The organism is Agromyces sp. NPDC127015, from assembly GCF_042725165.1.
GTDB classification, from domain to species: domain Bacteria; phylum Actinomycetota; class Actinomycetes; order Actinomycetales; family Microbacteriaceae; genus Agromyces; species Agromyces chromiiresistens.
In genome coordinates, this window is the sequence record NZ_JBHXDI010000005.1 from 122126 (window position 1) to 140079 (window position 17954).

13 protein-coding genes are annotated in these 17954 nt (G+C 71.3%); 6 read left to right on the forward strand and 7 right to left on the reverse strand.

The window, feature by feature from the left end:
• The first annotated feature begins 19 nt into the window (after positions 1-19).
• The 3 genes from ACFWGP_RS15335 to ACFWGP_RS15345 all read left to right on the forward strand — a co-directional run bounded on the left by ACFWGP_RS15335 (position 20) and on the right by ACFWGP_RS15345 (position 7429).
• Entirely contained in the window at positions 20-2539 is a 2520-nt protein-coding gene (locus ACFWGP_RS15335) for a LuxR C-terminal-related transcriptional regulator (protein WP_376931304.1), read from the forward strand.
• Positions 2540-2715: 176 nt separating this feature from the next.
• Positions 2716-5352 carry a glycosyl hydrolase family 18 protein gene (locus tag ACFWGP_RS15340; RefSeq protein ID WP_376931305.1) on the forward strand — a complete coding sequence of 879 codons (2637 nt, stop codon included), beginning with the start codon at positions 2716-2718 and terminating at the stop codon, positions 5350-5352.
• A gap of 232 nt (positions 5353-5584) precedes the next feature.
• Complete coding sequence (locus ACFWGP_RS15345; protein ID WP_376931306.1) at positions 5585-7429, forward strand: glycosyl hydrolase family 18 protein; 1845 nt, start codon at positions 5585-5587, stop codon at positions 7427-7429.
• 73 nt (positions 7430-7502) lie between these two features.
• Here the strand turns inward: ACFWGP_RS15345 and pstB are convergent, their stop codons facing one another.
• From pstB to ACFWGP_RS15380, 7 genes are all read right to left on the reverse strand, one after another.
• Positions 7503-8282, reverse strand: coding sequence for a phosphate ABC transporter ATP-binding protein PstB (gene pstB, locus ACFWGP_RS15350; protein WP_231430226.1), 780 nt, complete (start codon positions 8280-8282; stop codon positions 7503-7505).
• A 43-nt stretch (positions 8283-8325) separates the two neighbouring features.
• A complete protein-coding gene (pstA, locus tag ACFWGP_RS15355; RefSeq protein ID WP_231430227.1) occupies positions 8326-9432 on the reverse strand; it encodes a phosphate ABC transporter permease PstA in 1107 nt (368 codons plus the stop codon).
• Positions 9432-10373, reverse strand: a complete 942-nt coding sequence (gene pstC / locus ACFWGP_RS15360; RefSeq protein ID WP_231430228.1) for a phosphate ABC transporter permease subunit PstC — start codon at positions 10371-10373, stop codon at positions 9432-9434. The genes pstA and pstC overlap by 1 nt, the downstream gene beginning before the upstream one ends.
• A gap of 117 nt (positions 10374-10490) precedes the next feature.
• Positions 10491-11585 carry a phosphate ABC transporter substrate-binding protein PstS gene (pstS, locus tag ACFWGP_RS15365; protein WP_231430229.1) on the reverse strand — a complete coding sequence of 365 codons (1095 nt, stop codon included), beginning with the start codon at positions 11583-11585 and terminating at the stop codon, positions 10491-10493.
• A gap of 138 nt (positions 11586-11723) precedes the next feature.
• On the reverse strand, positions 11724-12659 hold the full coding sequence (locus tag ACFWGP_RS15370) for an NUDIX hydrolase (RefSeq protein WP_231430230.1): 936 nt from the start codon (positions 12657-12659) through the stop codon (positions 11724-11726).
• Positions 12656-14863 carry an RNA degradosome polyphosphate kinase gene (locus ACFWGP_RS15375; protein WP_376931307.1) on the reverse strand — a complete coding sequence of 736 codons (2208 nt, stop codon included), beginning with the start codon at positions 14861-14863 and terminating at the stop codon, positions 12656-12658. The genes ACFWGP_RS15370 and ACFWGP_RS15375 overlap by 4 nt, the downstream gene beginning before the upstream one ends.
• Before the next feature lie 45 nt (positions 14864-14908).
• The gene (locus ACFWGP_RS15380; protein ID WP_231430232.1) at positions 14909-15595 is read right to left on the reverse strand and encodes a response regulator transcription factor; all 687 of its coding nucleotides are present in this window, start codon (positions 15593-15595) and stop codon (positions 14909-14911) included.
• Between the two features lie 76 nt (positions 15596-15671).
• Here ACFWGP_RS15380 and ACFWGP_RS15385 point away from each other — a divergent pair, with 76 nt between their 5' ends.
• From ACFWGP_RS15385 to ACFWGP_RS15395, 3 genes are all read left to right on the forward strand, one after another.
• A complete protein-coding gene (locus tag ACFWGP_RS15385; protein WP_376931308.1) occupies positions 15672-15986 on the forward strand; it encodes a hypothetical protein in 315 nt (104 codons plus the stop codon).
• Between the two features lie 146 nt (positions 15987-16132).
• Positions 16133-16741 (forward strand): FABP family protein, encoded by a 609-nt coding sequence (locus ACFWGP_RS15390; RefSeq protein ID WP_275505535.1) that lies wholly within the window; start codon positions 16133-16135, stop codon positions 16739-16741.
• Entirely contained in the window at positions 16741-17904 is a 1164-nt protein-coding gene (locus ACFWGP_RS15395; RefSeq protein ID WP_376931309.1) for a YgfZ/GcvT domain-containing protein, read from the forward strand. Before ACFWGP_RS15390 ends, ACFWGP_RS15395 begins: the two co-directional genes overlap by 1 nt.
• The last annotated feature ends 50 nt before the right edge of the window (positions 17905-17954 follow it).

Consider the following 17954-nt stretch of genomic DNA (forward strand, 5'->3'; position numbering starts at 1 on the left):
GAAGCGAGCGGAGGGGCCGATGCCTGACACACCCGAGCACCCCCGGCCGCCCGCGCGGCACCGCTCGCCCGTCGACGCCTTCGAAGACACCCGCGCCGTCGTCGAACTGCTCGCCCGGCACCGGCTCGTCGCGGCTCCGCACGTCGCGGCTCGCCTCGGCCTCGCGCTCGGCGGCGACGCCGACGCGATCATCGAGGTCGCCGGGCTCCTGCGCGTCGCGCAGCGCCTCGGCCATGCCGTGCTGCCCGACCCGCTGCCGTCGGTGCCGGCCATCGAGGTCGCGATGGCACCGAGCGGGGCGCGGCTCGCAGCGTGGGAGCGGGAGCTGCTCGTCGTCGCGTCGGTGTGCGTCGACGACCGCATCGACGTGCTGCTCGCCGCATCGAACCGCCCCATGGCCGACCTCATCGACGGCGAGGTCAGCCGGCACCTGCTCCTCGTGGCCGGGCACTTCGCCTTCGCCGACCCGCGCATGCGCGTCTGGGTGCACGGTTCCGCGACGCTCGCCGAGCGGACGACCGCGCATGCGTCGCTCGCCCGGGCGTGCGCCCGGCTCGGCGATGCGCGACAGGCGACCTGGCATCGCTCGCTCGCGACGCTCGAGGGCTCGCGCGACCTCGTCGCGCCGCTCATCGAGATCGCGGAGTCCGCGGATGCGTCGGGCGAATCCGAGTGGGCCCATGCGGTCGCGCGAGAGGCCGCGAGCCATGCCTGCGGTGCCGAATCCGTGACCGCGTGGAGCATCGCGGGCCGCGCCGCACTGCACGGCGGGCACGTCGACGACGCGCGCGGCTGGCTCGACCGCGTCATCGAGCACGGCGACGAGCCCGCCCGCACGTCCGTGCTCGCCGACTACCTGACGGCCCGCGCGATCCTCGAGGGCGACGTCCCCGAGGTCGAGCTCGACCGCCGGCTCGCGGGGCTCGGCGACGAGATCGGGTCGGCGCTCGACGAGGCCGGCGGTGCGCTCGAACCGGGGGCGACGCCGACGGGACGCTCGACGGTCGATGCCGCGGCGCTCGACCCCGCGACGCGTCCGATGCGCCTGCAACTCGCCCGGGCCGTCGCGACCGCCGCGGGGCTGCTCGCCGAGCGGGGGATGCTGCCGGTCGCCCGACGCCGACTCGCACAGGCTCGGGTCATCACCGAACGGTACGGCCTCGATCGGGCGCCGCTCGAGGCCGGCAGCGCCTGGTGCGCCCTCTTCGGCCTCGACGTCACCGGCGCTGCAGGCTCGACCGAGTCCGCCGACTCCGACGACGCCGTCGCGGTCTCGACCGGCGGCATCGCCCTCGTCGGGGGCGCGCGGGCGGTCGCAGCGGCCCTCGAGCGCGGTCTCGCCGGCGACCCGGCGGCCGCGGTGCGCTGGCTCGGCGCCGTGCGCGAGACGGCGGCGGACCCGGCGATCGCACGCGGTGACCGGTCGCCGCTCATGCGCGCCGCACGGGCGGTCGCGACGAGCCTGCTCGAACTCTGGGCGGGCGACGTGCGACGGGCCGCGCAGGTGCGCGCCCGCGGCGCGGCCGACCTGCCGATCGCGTCGCCGCTCGGCGGCATCGGCGCGGCCGTCGCACGGCGCATCGACATCATCACGACGGGCGAGGTCTCCGCGTTCGCCCGCGCGATCGAGGCCGCCCAACCACCGTCGGCGGGAGCGGTGCGGTACGAGGAACTGATCGACCGCGCCGTCGCGGCCCACCTCGGCGGTGCGCGCACGGAGGCGGCCACGCTCGTCGCGCTCGCGACGGAGTTCGAGCGCGGCGGCGGACTGCACGTGCCCGGGCTCGACGCGGGCATCGACTGGTGTTCGACCGATGCCGGGCGGGCGGCGGGCGACCCGGCGGTGCGTCGGCCGCCCGACGCACTGCTCGCGAGCGCGCTGCGCCGGCAGATGCGCAGCACCGACCGCACGCGGTTCGAATCCGACTACCTCGCCGCGGTCGAGGGCGGGCGGGCGATCGCATCGGCCTACGAGCGGGCGCGCACCGAGCTCATGCTCGCGCGGGCCTGCGGCGAGGCGGGCGTGCCCGAGCGCGCCGAACGGCACCTGCTGGCGGCCGAGCACCTCTTCGGCGAGGCCGGCGCCGACGCCTGGCTCACGGCCGTCGCCCACGAACGTCGGGCGCTCGCTCCCGACGGGAGCCTCTCCCGCGCCGAGGGGCCCGTGCCGGCGGAGTCCGCGCCCGCGCTCACGACGAACCCGACGGGCGAACCCGCCGCGCGCGCGCGTCGCCCTCCAGAGGCATCCGCCGGCGTCCGCGACCGTGGCGCCACCTCTGGCGTCGTGGACGTGCCGGGCGATCCGCTCGCGGCGTGCCGGGCCGTGTGGACCGACGTGCTCACCGAGCGCGAACTCGAAGTCGCGATGCTCGTCGTGGAGGGTGCTTCGAACCGCGACGCGGCCGCCCGGCTCTACGTCTCGGTGCGCACCGTCGAGGTGCACGTCGGCCGGGTGTTCCAGAAGCTCGACGTGCACTCGCGGGTCGAGCTCGCGGTGCTCGCCCACCGCATGGCCCATGCGGCGCACGCCCTGCGCTGATCTCCGGCCGTCCGCGCCGCGAGCCGGTGCCGAATGCGACCCGCCGCTCGCCGCCGGCGACGTCTACGCAGTCCTACGTATGCGGGGTCGTACGGACGCGCTCGCGCCTCCGGCTCGAATAGCGTCGAGCCGCCGGGCGGCCTCCGCCGCGGCATCCCCAGTCAGTGAGGACTCGAATGCGCACACTCTCTTCTCGTGCCCGCTTCCGTGCGGGCGCGATCGTATCGGGCCTGGCGCTCATCGGCACCCTCGGGTTCGCCGGCGCCACGGCCGCGACCGCCGCCACGACCGAGTGCGAACCCGCCTGGTCGTCGTCGGCGACGTACACGGGCGGCCAGCTCGTCTCGTACCAGAGCGTCAACTACAAGGCCAAGTGGTGGACGCAGAACAACGTCCCCGGTGCCGAGCAGTGGGGCCCGTGGGAGTCGCTGGGCGCGTGCGGCACGGTGAACCCGACGCCGACGCCGACGCCGACGCCGACGCCGACGCCCACGCCGACGCCGACGCCCACGCCGACGCCGACGCCGACGCCGACGCCGACGCCCACGCCGACCCCGACGCCCACGCCGACGCCGACCCCGGACCCCGGCGGCACCCCGTGGACGACGAACCCCGACGAGAAGTGCCGCCCCGACGGCCTCTACCAGACGCCCGGCGTCAACGTGCCCTACTGCACGATCTACGACGAGGCCGGCCGCGAGAAGCTGCCGAACGGCCTCGAGCATCGCGTCATCGGCTACTTCACGAACTGGCGCACGGGCCAGAACGGCCAGCCGCGCTACCTCGCGAGCGACATCCCGTGGAAGAAGCTCAGCCACATCAACTACGCCTTCGCCCACATCGACGGACAGGGCAAGGTCTCGGTCAACCAGGATGTCGCGGGCAACGCCTCGACGAAGATGACCTGGCCCGGCGTCGCCGGTGCCGAGATGGACCCGACGCTGCCGTACCAGGGGCACTTCAACCTGCTCACGAAGTACAAGCAGCAGAATCCGGGCGTGAAGGCGCTCGTCTCGGTCGGCGGCTGGGCCGAGACCGGCGGCCACTTCGACGCCGACGGCAACAGGGTCGCCGACGGCGGCTTCTACACGCTGACCGACTCGCAGGCGAAGATCGACGCGTTCGCCGACTCGGCGGTGCAGTTCATCCGCACCTACGGCTTCGACGGCGTCGACATCGACTACGAGTACGCCAACTCCAACGGCAAGGCCGGCAGCCCCGACGACTTCTCGTTCTCCGAGCCGCGTCGGGCGAAGCTCTGGGCCGGCTACGAGTCGCTCATGAAGACCCTCCGCGAGAAGCTCGACCGCGCCGGCGCCGCCGACGGCAAGCACTACCTGCTCACCGTTGCCGCACCCGCCTCGGGCTGGCTGCTGCGCGGCGCCGAGGTCTACCAGGTCACCCCGTACCTCGACTACGTCAACATCATGAGCTACGACCTGCACGGCTCGTGGAACGACTACGTCGGCGGCAACGGCCCGCTCTTCGACGACGGCAAGGACCCCGAGCTCGCCGCGGGCGGCGTGTACGGGGCGTACAACGGCATCGGCTACCTCAACACCGACTGGGCGTACCACTACTTCCGCGGTGCGATGCCGCCCGGCCGCATCAACGTCGGCGTGCCGTTCTACACCCGCGGGTGGGACGGCGTGCAGGGCGGGACGAACGGCCTCTACGGCAAGGCGCCGCTGCCCGACCAGACGAAGTGCCCCGCGGGCACCGGTCCGTCGCTCGGCGGCACGTCGAAGTGCGGCAACGGCGCGGTCGGCATCAACAACCTGTGGCACGACCTCGACAAGACCGGGGCCGAGGTGGGTGCCGGCGCCAATCCGATCTGGCACGTGCTCAACCTGCAGAAGGGCGTCGTGGGCGACTACACGGCGAGCTACGGTGCACCGACGTCGATCAGCGGTTCGTACACGCATCACTTCGACTCGGTCACGAAGACCGAGTGGTGGTGGAACGACACGACGAAGACCTTCCTCTCTGGCGACGCCGACCAGGCGATCGGCGCGAAGGCCGACTACATCGCGCAGCAGGGCATCGGCGGCGCGATGATCTGGGAGCTCGCGGGCGACTACTCGTACAACGCCCAGAAGGGCCAGTACGAGATGGGCTCGACCCTCGTGTCGCTGCTGCACGACCGGCTCGCGGCCTCGCAGCCGTACGACGCGGCGAAGGCCAACGTCGCGATGCCCGCGAAGTCGATCGACCTGCAGGTGAGGTTCTCCGAGTTCGCGCTCGGCGACAACAACTACCCGATCAACCCCAAGGTGACGTTCACGAACAACTCGACGACCGCGATCCCCGCCGGATCGAAGATCACGTTCGACACCGCGACGAGCGACACGGGCGCGATGGGCGAGCAGAACGGATGGGGCATCACGAAGGTCTCGAGCGATCACACCGGATCGAACGTCGGCGGCCTCAAGGGCGACTTCCACACGTACACGATCACGGTGCCATCGGGCGGCATCGCGGCGGGCGGCAGCGTCTCCACGAAGCTGAGCTGGCGCCTGCCGATTGCCGAGCTCTCGAACCTGCGGGTGAAGATCGGAACCGAGACCTACGCGGCGCTCTACGACCTGCCCCGCGGGGCGATGGTCGTCCAGCCTGGCGGCGGCTCGGGCTCGGGCGGCGGCACCGGCGGCGGCACCGGCGGTACGTGCGACGCGTCCGCGTGGAGCGCGTCCGCGGTCTACACGGGCGGCCAGCAGGTCAGCTACGGGGGTGCCGAGTACACCGCGAAGTGGTGGACGCAGGGCGAGACGCCCGGCAGTGCGGCCGTCTGGGGCGACGCCGCCGCCTGCTGATCGAACAGGATGCCTCGGGCGGGGGTTCCGGCGACCGGAGCCCCCGCTCCGGCGTCCCGGCGCGCCCGGCGGCCCGCTGCGGGGGCTGTAGGTAGTTCCACGTACCCGTGGCCCCGCACGGCGCGGATCATGTGGATCGTGCGGACGCCGGGGCGAGGCATCCGTCCCTAGCGTGAGAGCGTCCAGGGGCGTGCACGATGCGCGTCCGGTTCCCCACACGACGAAGGACATCATGGAGAATCAGCAACGCACGCGACGGGGCCTGCGCACTGCGCTCGCCGCCATCGCCACCGGCGCGATGGTCGCCGGCCTCGCCGCGTTCGGCGCGGCCGCACCGGCCGTCGCCGCAGAGCAGGCGCCGAGCGCCGTGAACGGCTACCGCAACGTCGGCTACTTCGCCCAGTGGGGCGTGTACGGCCGCGCGTTCCAGGCGAAGCAGCTCGAGGTGTCGGGCGCCGCCGACGACCTCACCCACATCAACTACGCGTTCGGCAACATCCACTACCAGGACCTCACCTGCTTCATCGCGAACAAGGCGCAGGGCACCGGGCCGACGGGATCCGACGGCGCGGGCGACGCGTGGGCCGACTTCGGCATGGGCTACACCGCGGCCAACTCGGTCGCCGGCGTCGCCGACACCTGGGACCAGAAGCTCGCGGGCTCCTTCAACCAGCTCAAGCAGCTGAAGCAGAAGTACCCGAAGCTCAAGGTCATGCTGTCGATCGGCGGCTGGACCTGGTCGAAGAACTTCTCCAAGGCGGCGGCCACCGACGCCTCGCGCAAGAAGTTCGTGAAGAGCTGCGTCGACCTCTACCTGCGCGGCAACCTGCCCGTCATCGACGGGCGCGGCGGCACCGGCGCGGCCGCGGGGGTGTTCGACGGCATCGACATCGACTGGGAGTGGCCCGGCTCGCAGAACGGCGAGGTCGGCAACTACGTCGACGAGGTCAACGACAAGGCGAACTTCACGCTGCTCCTCAAGGAGTTCCGCACCCAGATGGACGCCCTGACCGCGGAGAACGGGCACCCGTACCAGCTCTCCGCATTCCTGCCGGCGAACCCGGCCGACATCGCGGCGGGCGGCTGGAACAACCCCGAGAACTTCCGCTACCTCGACTACGGCAACATCCAGGGCTACGACCTGCACGGCGCTTGGGACCCGGCACTCACCGGCCACCAGGCGAACCTCTTCGACGATCCGGCCGACACCCGGCCGGCCTCGAAGAGGTTCAGCGTCGACAAGGCCGTGAAGGAGTACCTGAAGACGGGCATCTCGCCCAAGCAGCTCGGCATCGGCCTCGCCGCCTACGGCCGCGGCTGGCAGGGCGCGAGCTCGGCGAACGCATGGGGGCCGGCGACCGGTGCCGCCCCGGGCACCTGGGAGAAGGGCAACGAGGACTACGACAAGCTGAAGACCCTCGGCACCGACCACTACGACGCCGCGATCGGCGCGGCCTGGCGCTACGACGGCAACCAGTGGTGGAGCTACGACAACGCGCAGTCGACCGCGCGCAAGTCGCAGTACATCGTCGACCAGGGCCTCGGCGGTGGCATGTGGTGGGAGCTCGACGGCGACCGCCGGGGCGAACTGATCGGCACGCTCGCCGACCGGCTGCGCGCGGCGAAGTCCGGTCCGGCCACCGACCCGGTCGGCACCACCGACCCGACGGATCCGACCGACCCGACCGACCCGACGGACCCGGGCGACTGCGCGTCGCCGGCCTGGAGCTCGACCGCGGTCTACACGGGCGGCCAGAAGGTCTCGTTCGGCGGCAAGGAGTACTCGGCCAAGTGGTGGACGCAGGGCGAGCAGCCCGGTACGTCCGCGGTCTGGGCGGAGGTCGGCTCGTGCACGACGGACCCGACGGATCCGACCGACCCGACGGATCCGACCGACCCGACCGACCCGACCGACCCCGGCACCTGTGCGGCCGCGGCGTGGAGCGCCTCGACCGCCTACACCGGCGGGCAGGTCGTGAGCTACCAGGGCAGCGAGTACCGGGCGAAGTGGTGGACGCAGAACAACGTCCCCGGCGCCGAGCAGTGGGGCCCCTGGGAGCTCGTGAAGGCCTGCTGATCCCGTCGTGAGACACGGATGCCTCGGAGCGAAGTCCGCTCCGAGGCATCCGTTTCGTCGCCGCCAGGACCGATCAGCCGAAGCGGCCCGAGACGTAGTCCTCGGTCGCCTTGACCTGCGGGTTCGAGAAGATCGTCGTCGTGTCCGAGTACTCGATGAGCTTGCCCGGCTGGCCGGTGCCCGCGATGTTGAAGAACGCGGTCTTGTCGCTCACGCGCGAGGCCTGCTGCATGTTGTGCGTCACGATCACGATCGTGTACTGCTGCTTCAGCTCCTCGATGAGGTCCTCGATGGCGAGGGTCGAGATCGGGTCGAGTGCCGAGCAGGGCTCGTCCATCAGGATGACCTCGGGCGAGACGGCGATCGCGCGGGCGATGCAGAGGCGCTGCTGCTGGCCGCCCGAGAGACCCGACCCGGGCTTGTCGAGGCGGTCCTTGACCTCGTTCCAGAGGTTCGCGCCGAGCAGCGAACGCTCGACGAGTTCGTCGGCGTCGGGCTTCGAGATCCGCTTGTTGTTGAGGCGCACGCCGGCGAGCACGTTCTCCTTGATCGACATCGTCGGGAACGGGTTCGGACGCTGGAAGACCATGCCGACCTGTCGGCGCACGAGCACCGGGTCGACGCCAGGGCCGTAGAGGTCGTTGCCGTCGATGAGCACCTTGCCCTCGACGCGCGCGCCCGGGATCACCTCGTGCATGCGGTTGAGCGTGCGGAGGAAGGTCGACTTGCCGCAGCCGGAGGGGCCGATGAACGCGGTCACGGTGCGGGGTTCGATCTCGAGCGTGATGCCCTCGACGGCGCGGAAGTTGCCGTAGTAGACGTTGAGGTCCTCGACCTCGATGCGCTTGGACACGGGTGCTGCTTCTCTCTGTACGGGGTCGTTGCGGTCTGGGCGCTCAGCGGCGGCCGGTCTTGGGGGAGAACGCCTTCGCGATGATGCGGGCGACGACGTTGAGGAGGGCGACGATGAGGATGAGCGTCAGCGCACCGGCCCAGGCGCGGTCGATGTACGCCTGCGAGTCGGTGCCCTGGTTCATGTACTGGGTGTAGACGAACACCGGCAGCGTCATCATGCGGTCGGCGAACAGGTTGTAGTTCATGCTCGTCGTGAAGCCGGCGATGATGAGCAGCGGCGCGGTCTCGCCGATGACGCGGGCGACGGCGATCATGATGCCGGTGATGATGCCCGCGATCGAGGTGGGCAGCACGACCTTCAGGATCGTGAGCCACTTCGGCACGCCGAGCGCGTAGGACGCCTCACGGAGGTCGTTCGGCACGAGCTTCAGCATCTCCTCGCTCGAGCGCACGACGACCGGGATCATGAGCACGGAGAGGGCGACGGCGCCGCCGAAGCCCATGCGCACGCCGGGGTCGTCGGTCACGAGCGCGAAGAGCGCGAACGCGAACAGGCCGGCGACGATCGAGGGGATGCCCGTCATCACGTCGACGAAGAACGTGATGCCGTGCTTCAGCTTGCCGCGGCCGTACTCGACGAGGTAGATCGCGGTGAGCAGGCCGACGGGCACCGAGATGAGCGCGGCCATGCCCGTGATGAGGAGCGTGCCCATGATCGCGTGCAGCGCGCCGCCGCCGGCACCGACGACGTTGCGCATCGACTCCGTGAAGAACGCGGCGTCGAAGCGCGGCAGGCCGTTCACGATCGTCGTGAACGCGACCGAGATGAGCGGCAGCAGCGCGATCGTGAACGCCGTCGCGACGAGCGCGGTGACGAACCGGTCGGCGGCCTTGCGCGAGCCTTCCACGAGGCGCGAGATCAGCCAGATCGAGGCGGTGTAGAGCACGACGCCGCAGAAGACGGCCCCGGCGATGTTGAAGAGCTCGCCGCTCGAGACGGCGACGAGGCCGAACACGGCGCTCGACGCGGCGAGTGCGCCGACGAGCACGTAGATCGAGGCGTAGCGCGGCAGCTTGCCCGCGGTCAGCGAGTTGGAGATGCCGTTCTGCGTGACCGGCGCCTGCGGGGGAGTGGCGGTGAGGCTCATCAGTTGGCTCCCGAGAATTCCTTGCGGCGCTCGACGATGTAGCGGGCGACCATGTTGACGGCGAGCGTGATCGTGAAGAGCATGAGGCCCGTCGCGATGAGGATGTTGACCCCGATGTCGTGCGCCTCGGGGAAGTTGAGCGCGATGTTCGCGGCGATCGTGGTCGGGTTCTGCGACTGCAGCACGGCGAAGCTGATGATCGCCGACGGCGACAGCACCATCGCGACGACCATCGTCTCGCCGAGGGCGCGGCCGAGGCCGAGCATGGAGGCCGAGATGATGCCGGGGCGGCCGAACGGCAGCACCGCGAGCTTGATCATCTCCCAGCGGGTCGCGCCGAGGGCGAGCGCCGCCTCCTCGTGGAGCACGGGGGTCTGCAGGAAGATCTCGCGGCAGAGCGCGGTGACGATCGGCAGGATCATGACGGCGAGCACGACCGCGACGGTGAGGATCGTGCGCCCCGTGCCCGAGACCGGCCCGGCGAACAGCGGGAACCATCCGAACCACTCGGTGAGCGTGGTGTAGAACGGCTGCACCGCGGGGGCGAGCACCGTGATGCCCCAGAGGCCGAAGACGACCGACGGCACGGCGGCGAGCAGGTCGATGATGTAGCCGAGCCCCTGCGCGAGGCGCCGCGGCGCGTAGTGCGAGATGAACAGCGCGATGCCGATCGAGAGCGGCACGGCCATGATGAGCGCGAGCGCCGCCGCCCAGATCGTGCCGAACACGAGCGGCCACACGTACTGCCAGAAGTTCTCGGCGTCGCCCTTGAAGTCGTCGGCCACTGCGGTGAACGCGGGCAGCGACTGCGCGACGAGGAAGATCGCGACGGCCGCGAGGGTGACCAGGATGAGCACGCCCGCCACCAGCGTGGCGGTCGAGAAGATCCGATCGCCGGGGCGCTGCTTGGCGGTGATGGTGGATGCCTCGGGGGGCGTCATGGGGCGGGGTCTTCCTGGTTCGTGCGAATGGGGAGCGCGCGAGCCGGGCTCGCGCACCGAGCCCGCCCGGCCCGATCGGACACCGCTGCGGTGCGATCGGGACGGGCGGGCGCCGGACTACTTGACCGTCTCGAGGGCGGCCTGGACCTGCTCGCCGAGCTCGCTCGAGAGCGGCGCCGAACCGGCCTGCTCGGCGGAGAGGGACTGGCCCTCCTCGCTCGCGAGGTACGAGACGTAGCTCTTCACGAGCTCGCCCTGGGCCGCGTCGGCGTACTCCTGGCAGACGATCGCGTAGCTCACGAGCACGAGCGGGTAGTGGCTCGGGTCGGTCGTGGTGCGGTCGAGCGCGATCGCGAGGTCGTTGGCCTCGCGGCCCTCGACGAGCGGCGACTCCGCGACGACGGCCGCGGCGGCCTCCGGCGAGTAGCCGACGAACTCGTCGCCGACCTTGATCTTCGCGACACCGAGGTCGCCGGCGCGCGATGCGTCGGCATAGCCGATGGTGTTCACGCCGTTGGTGACGGCGTCGACGACGCCCGAGGTGCCCTGGGCGCCCTCACCGGTCTGGTACGGGAAGGTGTCGCTCGGCTCCTCGGCCCACACGTCTGCGGCCGTCTGGTTGAGGTAGTCGGCGAAGTTCTTCGTCGTGCCCGAGTCGTCCGAGCGGTGCACCGCGGTGATGGTCGCGTCGGGGAGGGCGGCGCCCTCGTTGAGCGCGGCGATCGCCGGGTCGTTCCACTTGGTGATGTCGCCCTTGAAGATCTTCGCGAGGGTCGCCGAGTCGAGGTTGAGCTCGTCGACGCCCTCGACGTTGAAGATCACGGCGATGGGCGAGATGTAGACCGGCAGGTCGATCGCCTTGGTGTCGGGGGCGCACGCGGCGAACTCGCCCGCGAGCTCCTCGTCCTTCAGGTACGAGTCGCTGCCGGCGAAGTCGACGCCGCCCGCGATGAAGGCCTCACGGCCCGCGCCCGAGCCCGAGGGGTCGTAGTTGATGGTGACGTCGGGGTTCGCGGTCTGGAACGCGGCGACCCACGCCTCCTGCGCCGAGCCCTGCGACGAGGCGCCGGCCGCGTCGATCGTGCCCGAGAGGGTCGAGGTCGACTCTTCGGGGGTGGCGCTGCCGCCGCCTTCGTTTGCTGCGCAGGAGCTGAGCGCGAGCGCCGCGGTGACGGCGACGACGGCGGGCACGCCGAAACGCTTGAAGTTCACGTGAAGTCCCTTCCGGGGTTCGATTGCAGGTCCGGGTCGGTGCCGACCCGCCTGCGACGCTAATCAGTGCGCCTTACGAGCTTCCGCCACGCCGGTGAACGGGAGGTGAACGGAATCGGGCGCCTGATTCCGCTGCGCTCAGGCGCGCGGCGCGTGCGTCTCGATCGAGATGATGCCGGAGCCCTGGTTCGTCGCCGACAGGTGCACGACGCTGAACGCGCCGGGCTCGAGTTCCGCGGCGTCGGTCGCGTACGTGCCGAGGGGCGTGCCGGTCGCGAGTGCGAGCTCGCGCATGATGTCGGGCAGCACCGGCCCGTGGCTGCAGATGACGGCCGACTTGCCTGCGCGCACGCGCTTGCCGACGACCCGGCGCACCTCGGCCTCGCCGGCCTCGAACGCCTCCTGGCTGATGCCGGCGTCTCGCTTGATCTCGATGCCGGTGGCCGCGGCGAGCGGCGTCACGGTGGTGACGCAGCGTACGGCCGGGCTCGACACGATCCGCTTCGGGCCCCAGGCGGTGAGGGTATCGACGAGGCCCGCGGCCTGGTCGACGCCGCGGGCGGAGAGCGGCCGCGAGGCATCCGGTCCGTCGAAGCCGCCCCGCCCGACCGCCTTGCCGTGCCGGAGGACCGTGATGCTGAACGTCTCGGTGACGCCCTGTTCGACGAGCGCCGTGAAGTTGTCGAGGATCTCGACGTCGGGTTCGTAGGTGAGGTAGCCGCGGGCGCGCTTGGGGGTGACCCATTCGAGCGCGGCGACCTCGGCGTTCGGCTTGAAGGTCGAGCGCTGCACCGCCTTCTCGCCCACCTCGGCCGCCCAGTAGTGCACGATCTTCTCGCGGCCCGACGGCAGCGGGTAGCGCGAGACGCCGAGCGGCACGCCGAGGTCGACGGCGAGGCCGGTCTCCTCCTGGATCTCGCGCACGGCCGTCTGCGGCAGCGACTCGCCGGGGTCGACCTTGCCCTTCGGGATGGTCACGTCGCCGTACACGGTGCGGTGGATGACGAGCACGTGCAGCTTGCCGTCGATGTAGCGCCAGCAGACGGCGCCGGCGGCGTAGACGGCCGTCGTCACCGGCGCGACCCCGATCGGGTGCGCTGGCCCGATCGGGTGCGCTGGGCGATCTCGAGCATGAGGCCATTCTGCAGGTCGGTGAGCGGGCGCCCCTCCTCATCGACCGACCGGCGTGTCCAGACGCCGTCGCCGTCGAGGTGCCACGAACTCGTCGACTCGTCCATCGCCTGGTCGAAGATGCGCTCGATCTCGACGAGGTGCTGCGGGTCGGTGAGGCGCACGAGCGCCTCGACCCTGCGGTCGAGGTTGCGGTGCATCATGTCGGCGGAGCCGATGTAGACCTGCGGGTCGCCGTCGTTCGCGAACGAGAAGATGCGCGAGTGCTCGAGGTAGCGGCCGAGGATCGACCGGACGCGGATGTTCTCGCTGAGGCCGGGGATGCCCGGTCGCAGGCTGCAGATGCCGCGCACCCACACTTCGACGGGGACGCCGGAGTTCGAGGCCCGGTAGAGCGCGTCGATGATGGCCTCGTCGACCATCGAGTTGACCTTGATGCGGATGCCGCAGGGCCGGCCCTCCTCGGCCGCCCTGATCTCGCCCGCGATGAGCTTCAGGAGCCCCTTGCGCAGGTGGAGCGGCGCGACGAGGAGCCGCTTGAACTTCTTCTCGATCGCGTAGCCGCTCAGCTCGTTGAAGAGGCGCGTCAGGTCCTTGCCGACCTGGTCGTCGGCGGTGAGCAGGCCGAGGTCCTCGTAGATGCGGCTCGTCTTCGGGTTGTAGTTGCCCGTGCCGATGTGGCTGTAGTGCCGCAGCACGCCCTTCTCCTGGCGGATCACGAGCGCGAGCTTGCAGTGGGTCTTGAGGCCGACGAGGCCGTAGACGACGTGCACGCCGGCCTTCTCGAGCTTGCGGGCCCACGTGATGTTCGCCTGCTCGTCGAAGCGGGCCTTGATCTCGACGAGGGCGAGCACCTGCTTCCCCGACTCCGCGGCGTCGATGAGGGCCTCGACGATCGGGCTGTCGCCCGACGTGCGGTACAGGGTCTGCTTGATCGCGAGCACGTCGGGGTCGGCGGCGGCCTGCTCGAGGAAGGCCTGCACGCTCGTCGCGAACGACTCGTACGGGTGGTGCAGCAGCACGTCCTGGCGGGAGACGGCCTTGAACACGTCGGCGCGCAGGTTCGACTCGGTCGGCTGCAGCTGCACGGCCGTGGTCGGCACGTGCGTGGGGTAGTGCAGCTCGGGGCGGTCGAGCCGCGCGAGGTCGAAGAGCCCGCCGAGGTCGAGCGGCGCGGGCAGCCGGTACACCTCCTGCTCGGTGACGTCGAGCTCGCGCACGAGCAGGCCCAGCGTCACCTCGTCCATGTCGTCGGTGACCTCGAGGCGGATCGGCGGGCCGAACCGGCGTCGCAGCAATTCCTTCTCGAGCGCCTTGATGAGGTTCTCGGTCTCGTCCTCCTCGATCTCGACGTCCTCGTTGCGGGTGACGCGGAACACGTGGTGCTCCACGATCTCCATGCCGGGGAAGAGGTCGCCGAGGTGGTTCGCGATGAGGTCCTCGAGTGTGATGTAGCGCGCGTCCTCGACCGACTCGCCGGGCTCGACGCGGACGAACCGGGGCAGCATCTGCGGCACCTTCACGCGCGCGAACTCCTGCCGGCCGGTGCGGCTGTTGCGCACGCGCACCGAGAGGTTCAGCGAGAGGCCCGAGATGTAGGGGAACGGGTGCGCCGGATCGACCGCGAGCGGCATGAGCACGGGGAAGATCTGCGACGAGAAGTAGCCGCGCAGGTGCGCGCGCTCGTCGTCGCCGAGCTCGGCCCAGGTCACGATGCGGATGCCCACGTCGGCGAGGGCGGGCTTCACGAGCTCCTGGTAGGCGGCGGCGTGGCGCTCCTGCAGTTCGTGCGCCATGCGCGAGATGTCGCTCAGCACGTCGACCGGGGCGCGGCCGACGTTCGTCGGCACGGCGAGCCCGGTCATGATGCGGCGCTTGAGCCCGGCGACCCGCACCATGAAGAACTCGTCGAGGTTCGACGCGAAGATCGCGAGGAAGTTCGCCCGCTCGAGCACCGGGACGAGCGGGTCCTCGGCGAGCTCGAGCACGCGCTGGTTGAAGGCGAGCCAGCTCAGCTCGCGGTCGAGGTAGCGCTCGGCCGGCAGCTCGGGCGCGCCTTCGATGTCGAGCGGTTCGAAGTCGTCGTCGAAGTCGCTCGCCGTGCGATCCGACGTCCGGTCGTCCTCGAGGATGCTGTCCGGGCTCATCCACTCATCATGGCACGCACGCGGTTGCGGCCGATGAGGGCAGGGTTAACGGGCGGTGACGGGCGCGCTCTCGTCATCCTCTTCGTGCACGTTGAACCGGTAGCCCACGTTGCGCACGGTGCCGATGAGGCTGTCGAGGTCGCCGAGCTTCGCCCGAAGTCGCCGCACGTGCACGTCGACGGTGCGGGTGCCGCCGAAGTAGTCGTAGCCCCACACCTCGCTCAGCAGTTGCTCGCGCGTGAAGACCCGCGACGGGTGCGCCGCGAGGAAGCGCAGCAGCTCGAACTCCTTGTAGGTGAGGTCGAGCGGCTTGCCGTGCACCTTGGCCGAATAGCTGGCCTCGTCGATGACGACGCCCGAGGTCTGGATCCGCTCCGCGGGCTGCGACTGCAGCGCCCGACCGATCGCGAGCCGGATGCGCGCGTCGACCTCGGCCGGGCCGGCCCCCTCGAGCACGACGTCGTCGACGCCCCAGTCGGGGGAGACGGCGGTGAGCCCGCCCTCGGTGACGACGAGCACGAGCGGCGCCGAGAGCCCGGTGGTGCGCAGAATCTGCGCGAGCGCCTTGGCGCCGGCGAGGTTCGTGCGGGCGTCGAGCAGCACGAGCTCGGCGTCGGGCGCGTTGACGAGGCGCTCGGGCGAGGCGGGGATGACCCGCACCCGATGCGTCAGGAGTGCGAGCGCCGGGAGAACGTCGTCGGCCGCCGGCGTCAGAATGAGCAGCTGCGCCACGCCACACCCTCCAGTAGTAAGGTGCGGTCAATACTACGGGACGGCCGACGCCGTCCTGCGAACCGAACGGAGCGGCATGACCGACGAGACCGAGACGCGCACGGGATGGCCGGGAATCGTCCTGATCTGGGCGGTCGCCGTCGTCGGTTCCGCGATCGTCGCCGGGCTGGCGTTCGGCGGCCTCGACGACTGGTTCGAGGATGACTCGTGGCTCGGCGTGTTCGGCGCGCTCGGCGTCGTGCTCGCCGTCTCGGTGCTCGGCACGCTCGCGGTCCAGCTCGCGAGCCGCCGGCCGGCCGGATTCGTCGGTCGCGTCTCGGCGTCGATCGCGGGCGCGTTCGTGGTCGTCGCGGTCGCGGCGGCGATCGTCGCCCCCGTCGCCGCGGGCTAGACTCGAGGCATGTCTGAGCTGCTCGCCCTCGAACTCCTCTTCATCGGCCTGCTCGGCCTCGCGAGCCTCGCGATCGCGTGGATTAGCGGCGTCGTCGTCTACAAGCTCTTCAAGGGTCAGCGCTAGGCGCTGGTGAAGGCGTGGCGATGATCGAGCTGCCCGTCGACCTTCCCGCCGAGCTCGTCCCGCTCTCGTGGCTCCTCGGCGTGTGGGAGGGGTCGGGCGTCATCGACTACAAGGTCGGCGACGAGTCCGTCACGCACGAGTTCGGCCAGCGGGTGAGCTTCAGCCACGACGGGCTGCCGCACCTCAACTACACCTCGTACACGTGGCTCTTCCCCGACGACGAGGGCGGTGAACCGACGCCGCTCGCCACCGAGACGGGGTACTGGCGGCTCGCACGTGCACAGGGCGAGGGCGACCCGGGCCCAGCGATGCTGCCGGCCGTCGGCGAGCCGCGCTACGGCGACGCCGAGGCCGTCGAGCGGCTGCGCAACGCCGAGGGCGGGTTCGACCTCGAAGTGTCGATCGTGCACCCCGGCGGGGTGAGCGAGCTCTACCTCGGCCAGGTGAAGGGCCCGCGCATCGACCTCGCGACCGACGCCGTCATGCGCTCGGCCGGTGCGAAGGACTACGCGGCCGCGACGCGGCTGTACGGCCTCGTTGAGGGGCACCTCCTGTGGGCCTGGGACATCGCGGCGCTCGGTCAGGACCTGCGCACGCATGCGTCGGCCCGCCTCGCGAAGGTCGACTGATGACCGGGTCGCCGTCGCCGTTCCTCGCCCTTCCCGGAGCCGTCGCCCTCGAGACGTCGCCCGGCGTCGCCGGCCACTACGGCGAGCCGATGATCGAGCAGCGTCGCCTCGAGCGCGGCGAGGCGATCGTCGATCTGTCCGACCGCGGTCTCGTCGTCGTCACCGGTCCCGACCGGCTGAGCTGGATGCACTCCATGGCGAGCCAGTCGTTCACCGGCCTCCGGCCGGGCGAAGGTATCGAGGCGCTGCTCCTCGACGCCTCCGGCCGTGTCGAGCACGCGGTGCACGCGGTCGACGACGGTGAGTCGGTGTGGCTCATCGTCGAGGGCGACGAAGCGGCTCCGCTCGCCGCCTGGCTCGACCGCATGCGGTTCATGCTCCGGGTCGAGGTCGCCGACCGAACGGCCGACCTGGCCGTGATCGCGGCGATGTCGGCCGACGCGCTCGATGCGGCGGTCGCGGCGTACGCGCCCGCCGGCGTCGCGCTCGACTGGTTCGACCCCTGGGCCGAACCCCGCCCGGGCGGCCACCAGTACGCCGCCGCAGCCGGGCACCCGGGCGCCGACTGGCGCTGGATCGAGCGCATCGTCGAACGCGCCGCGCTGGCCGACGCGGCCGCATCGGTCCGTTCGGGCCGCGTGGCCGCCGCCGGAGCGCTCGCCGCCGAGGCGCTGCGGATCGCCGCGTGGCGTCCGCGCCTCGCGACGGAGGTCGACGAGAAGACCATTCCGCACGAGGTCGACTGGCTGCGCAGCGCGGTCGACCTCGGCAAGGGCTGCTACAAGGGCCAGGAGACGGTCGCGAAGGTGCTCAACCTCGGCCGGCCGCCCCGGCGACTCGTGCTGCTGCACCTCGACGGCAGCGACACCGTGCTGCCGGTGCCGGGCGACGAAGTGGTCGGCGAGAAGGTGCGGCCCGAGCCCGCCGAGGGCGAGGCGCCCGAGCGCAAGGTCGTGGGCCACGTCACCTCGAGCGCGATGCACCACGAGCTCGGCCCCATCGCGCTCGCGCTCGTCAAGCGCGCGGTTCCCGCCGACCTGCCGCTCATCGTCGAGCGCCACGGCGTGGAGGTGGCGGCCGCCCAGGTCGAGATCGTGCCCGCCGATGCGGGCGCCGCCGTCGAGGTGCCGCGCCTGCCCCGCCTCGGCGTGCGCAAGCCCTGACACCGCCGACCGGCTGATCTGCCGGGTGCCGACGTCCGTCGCGCGCCGGC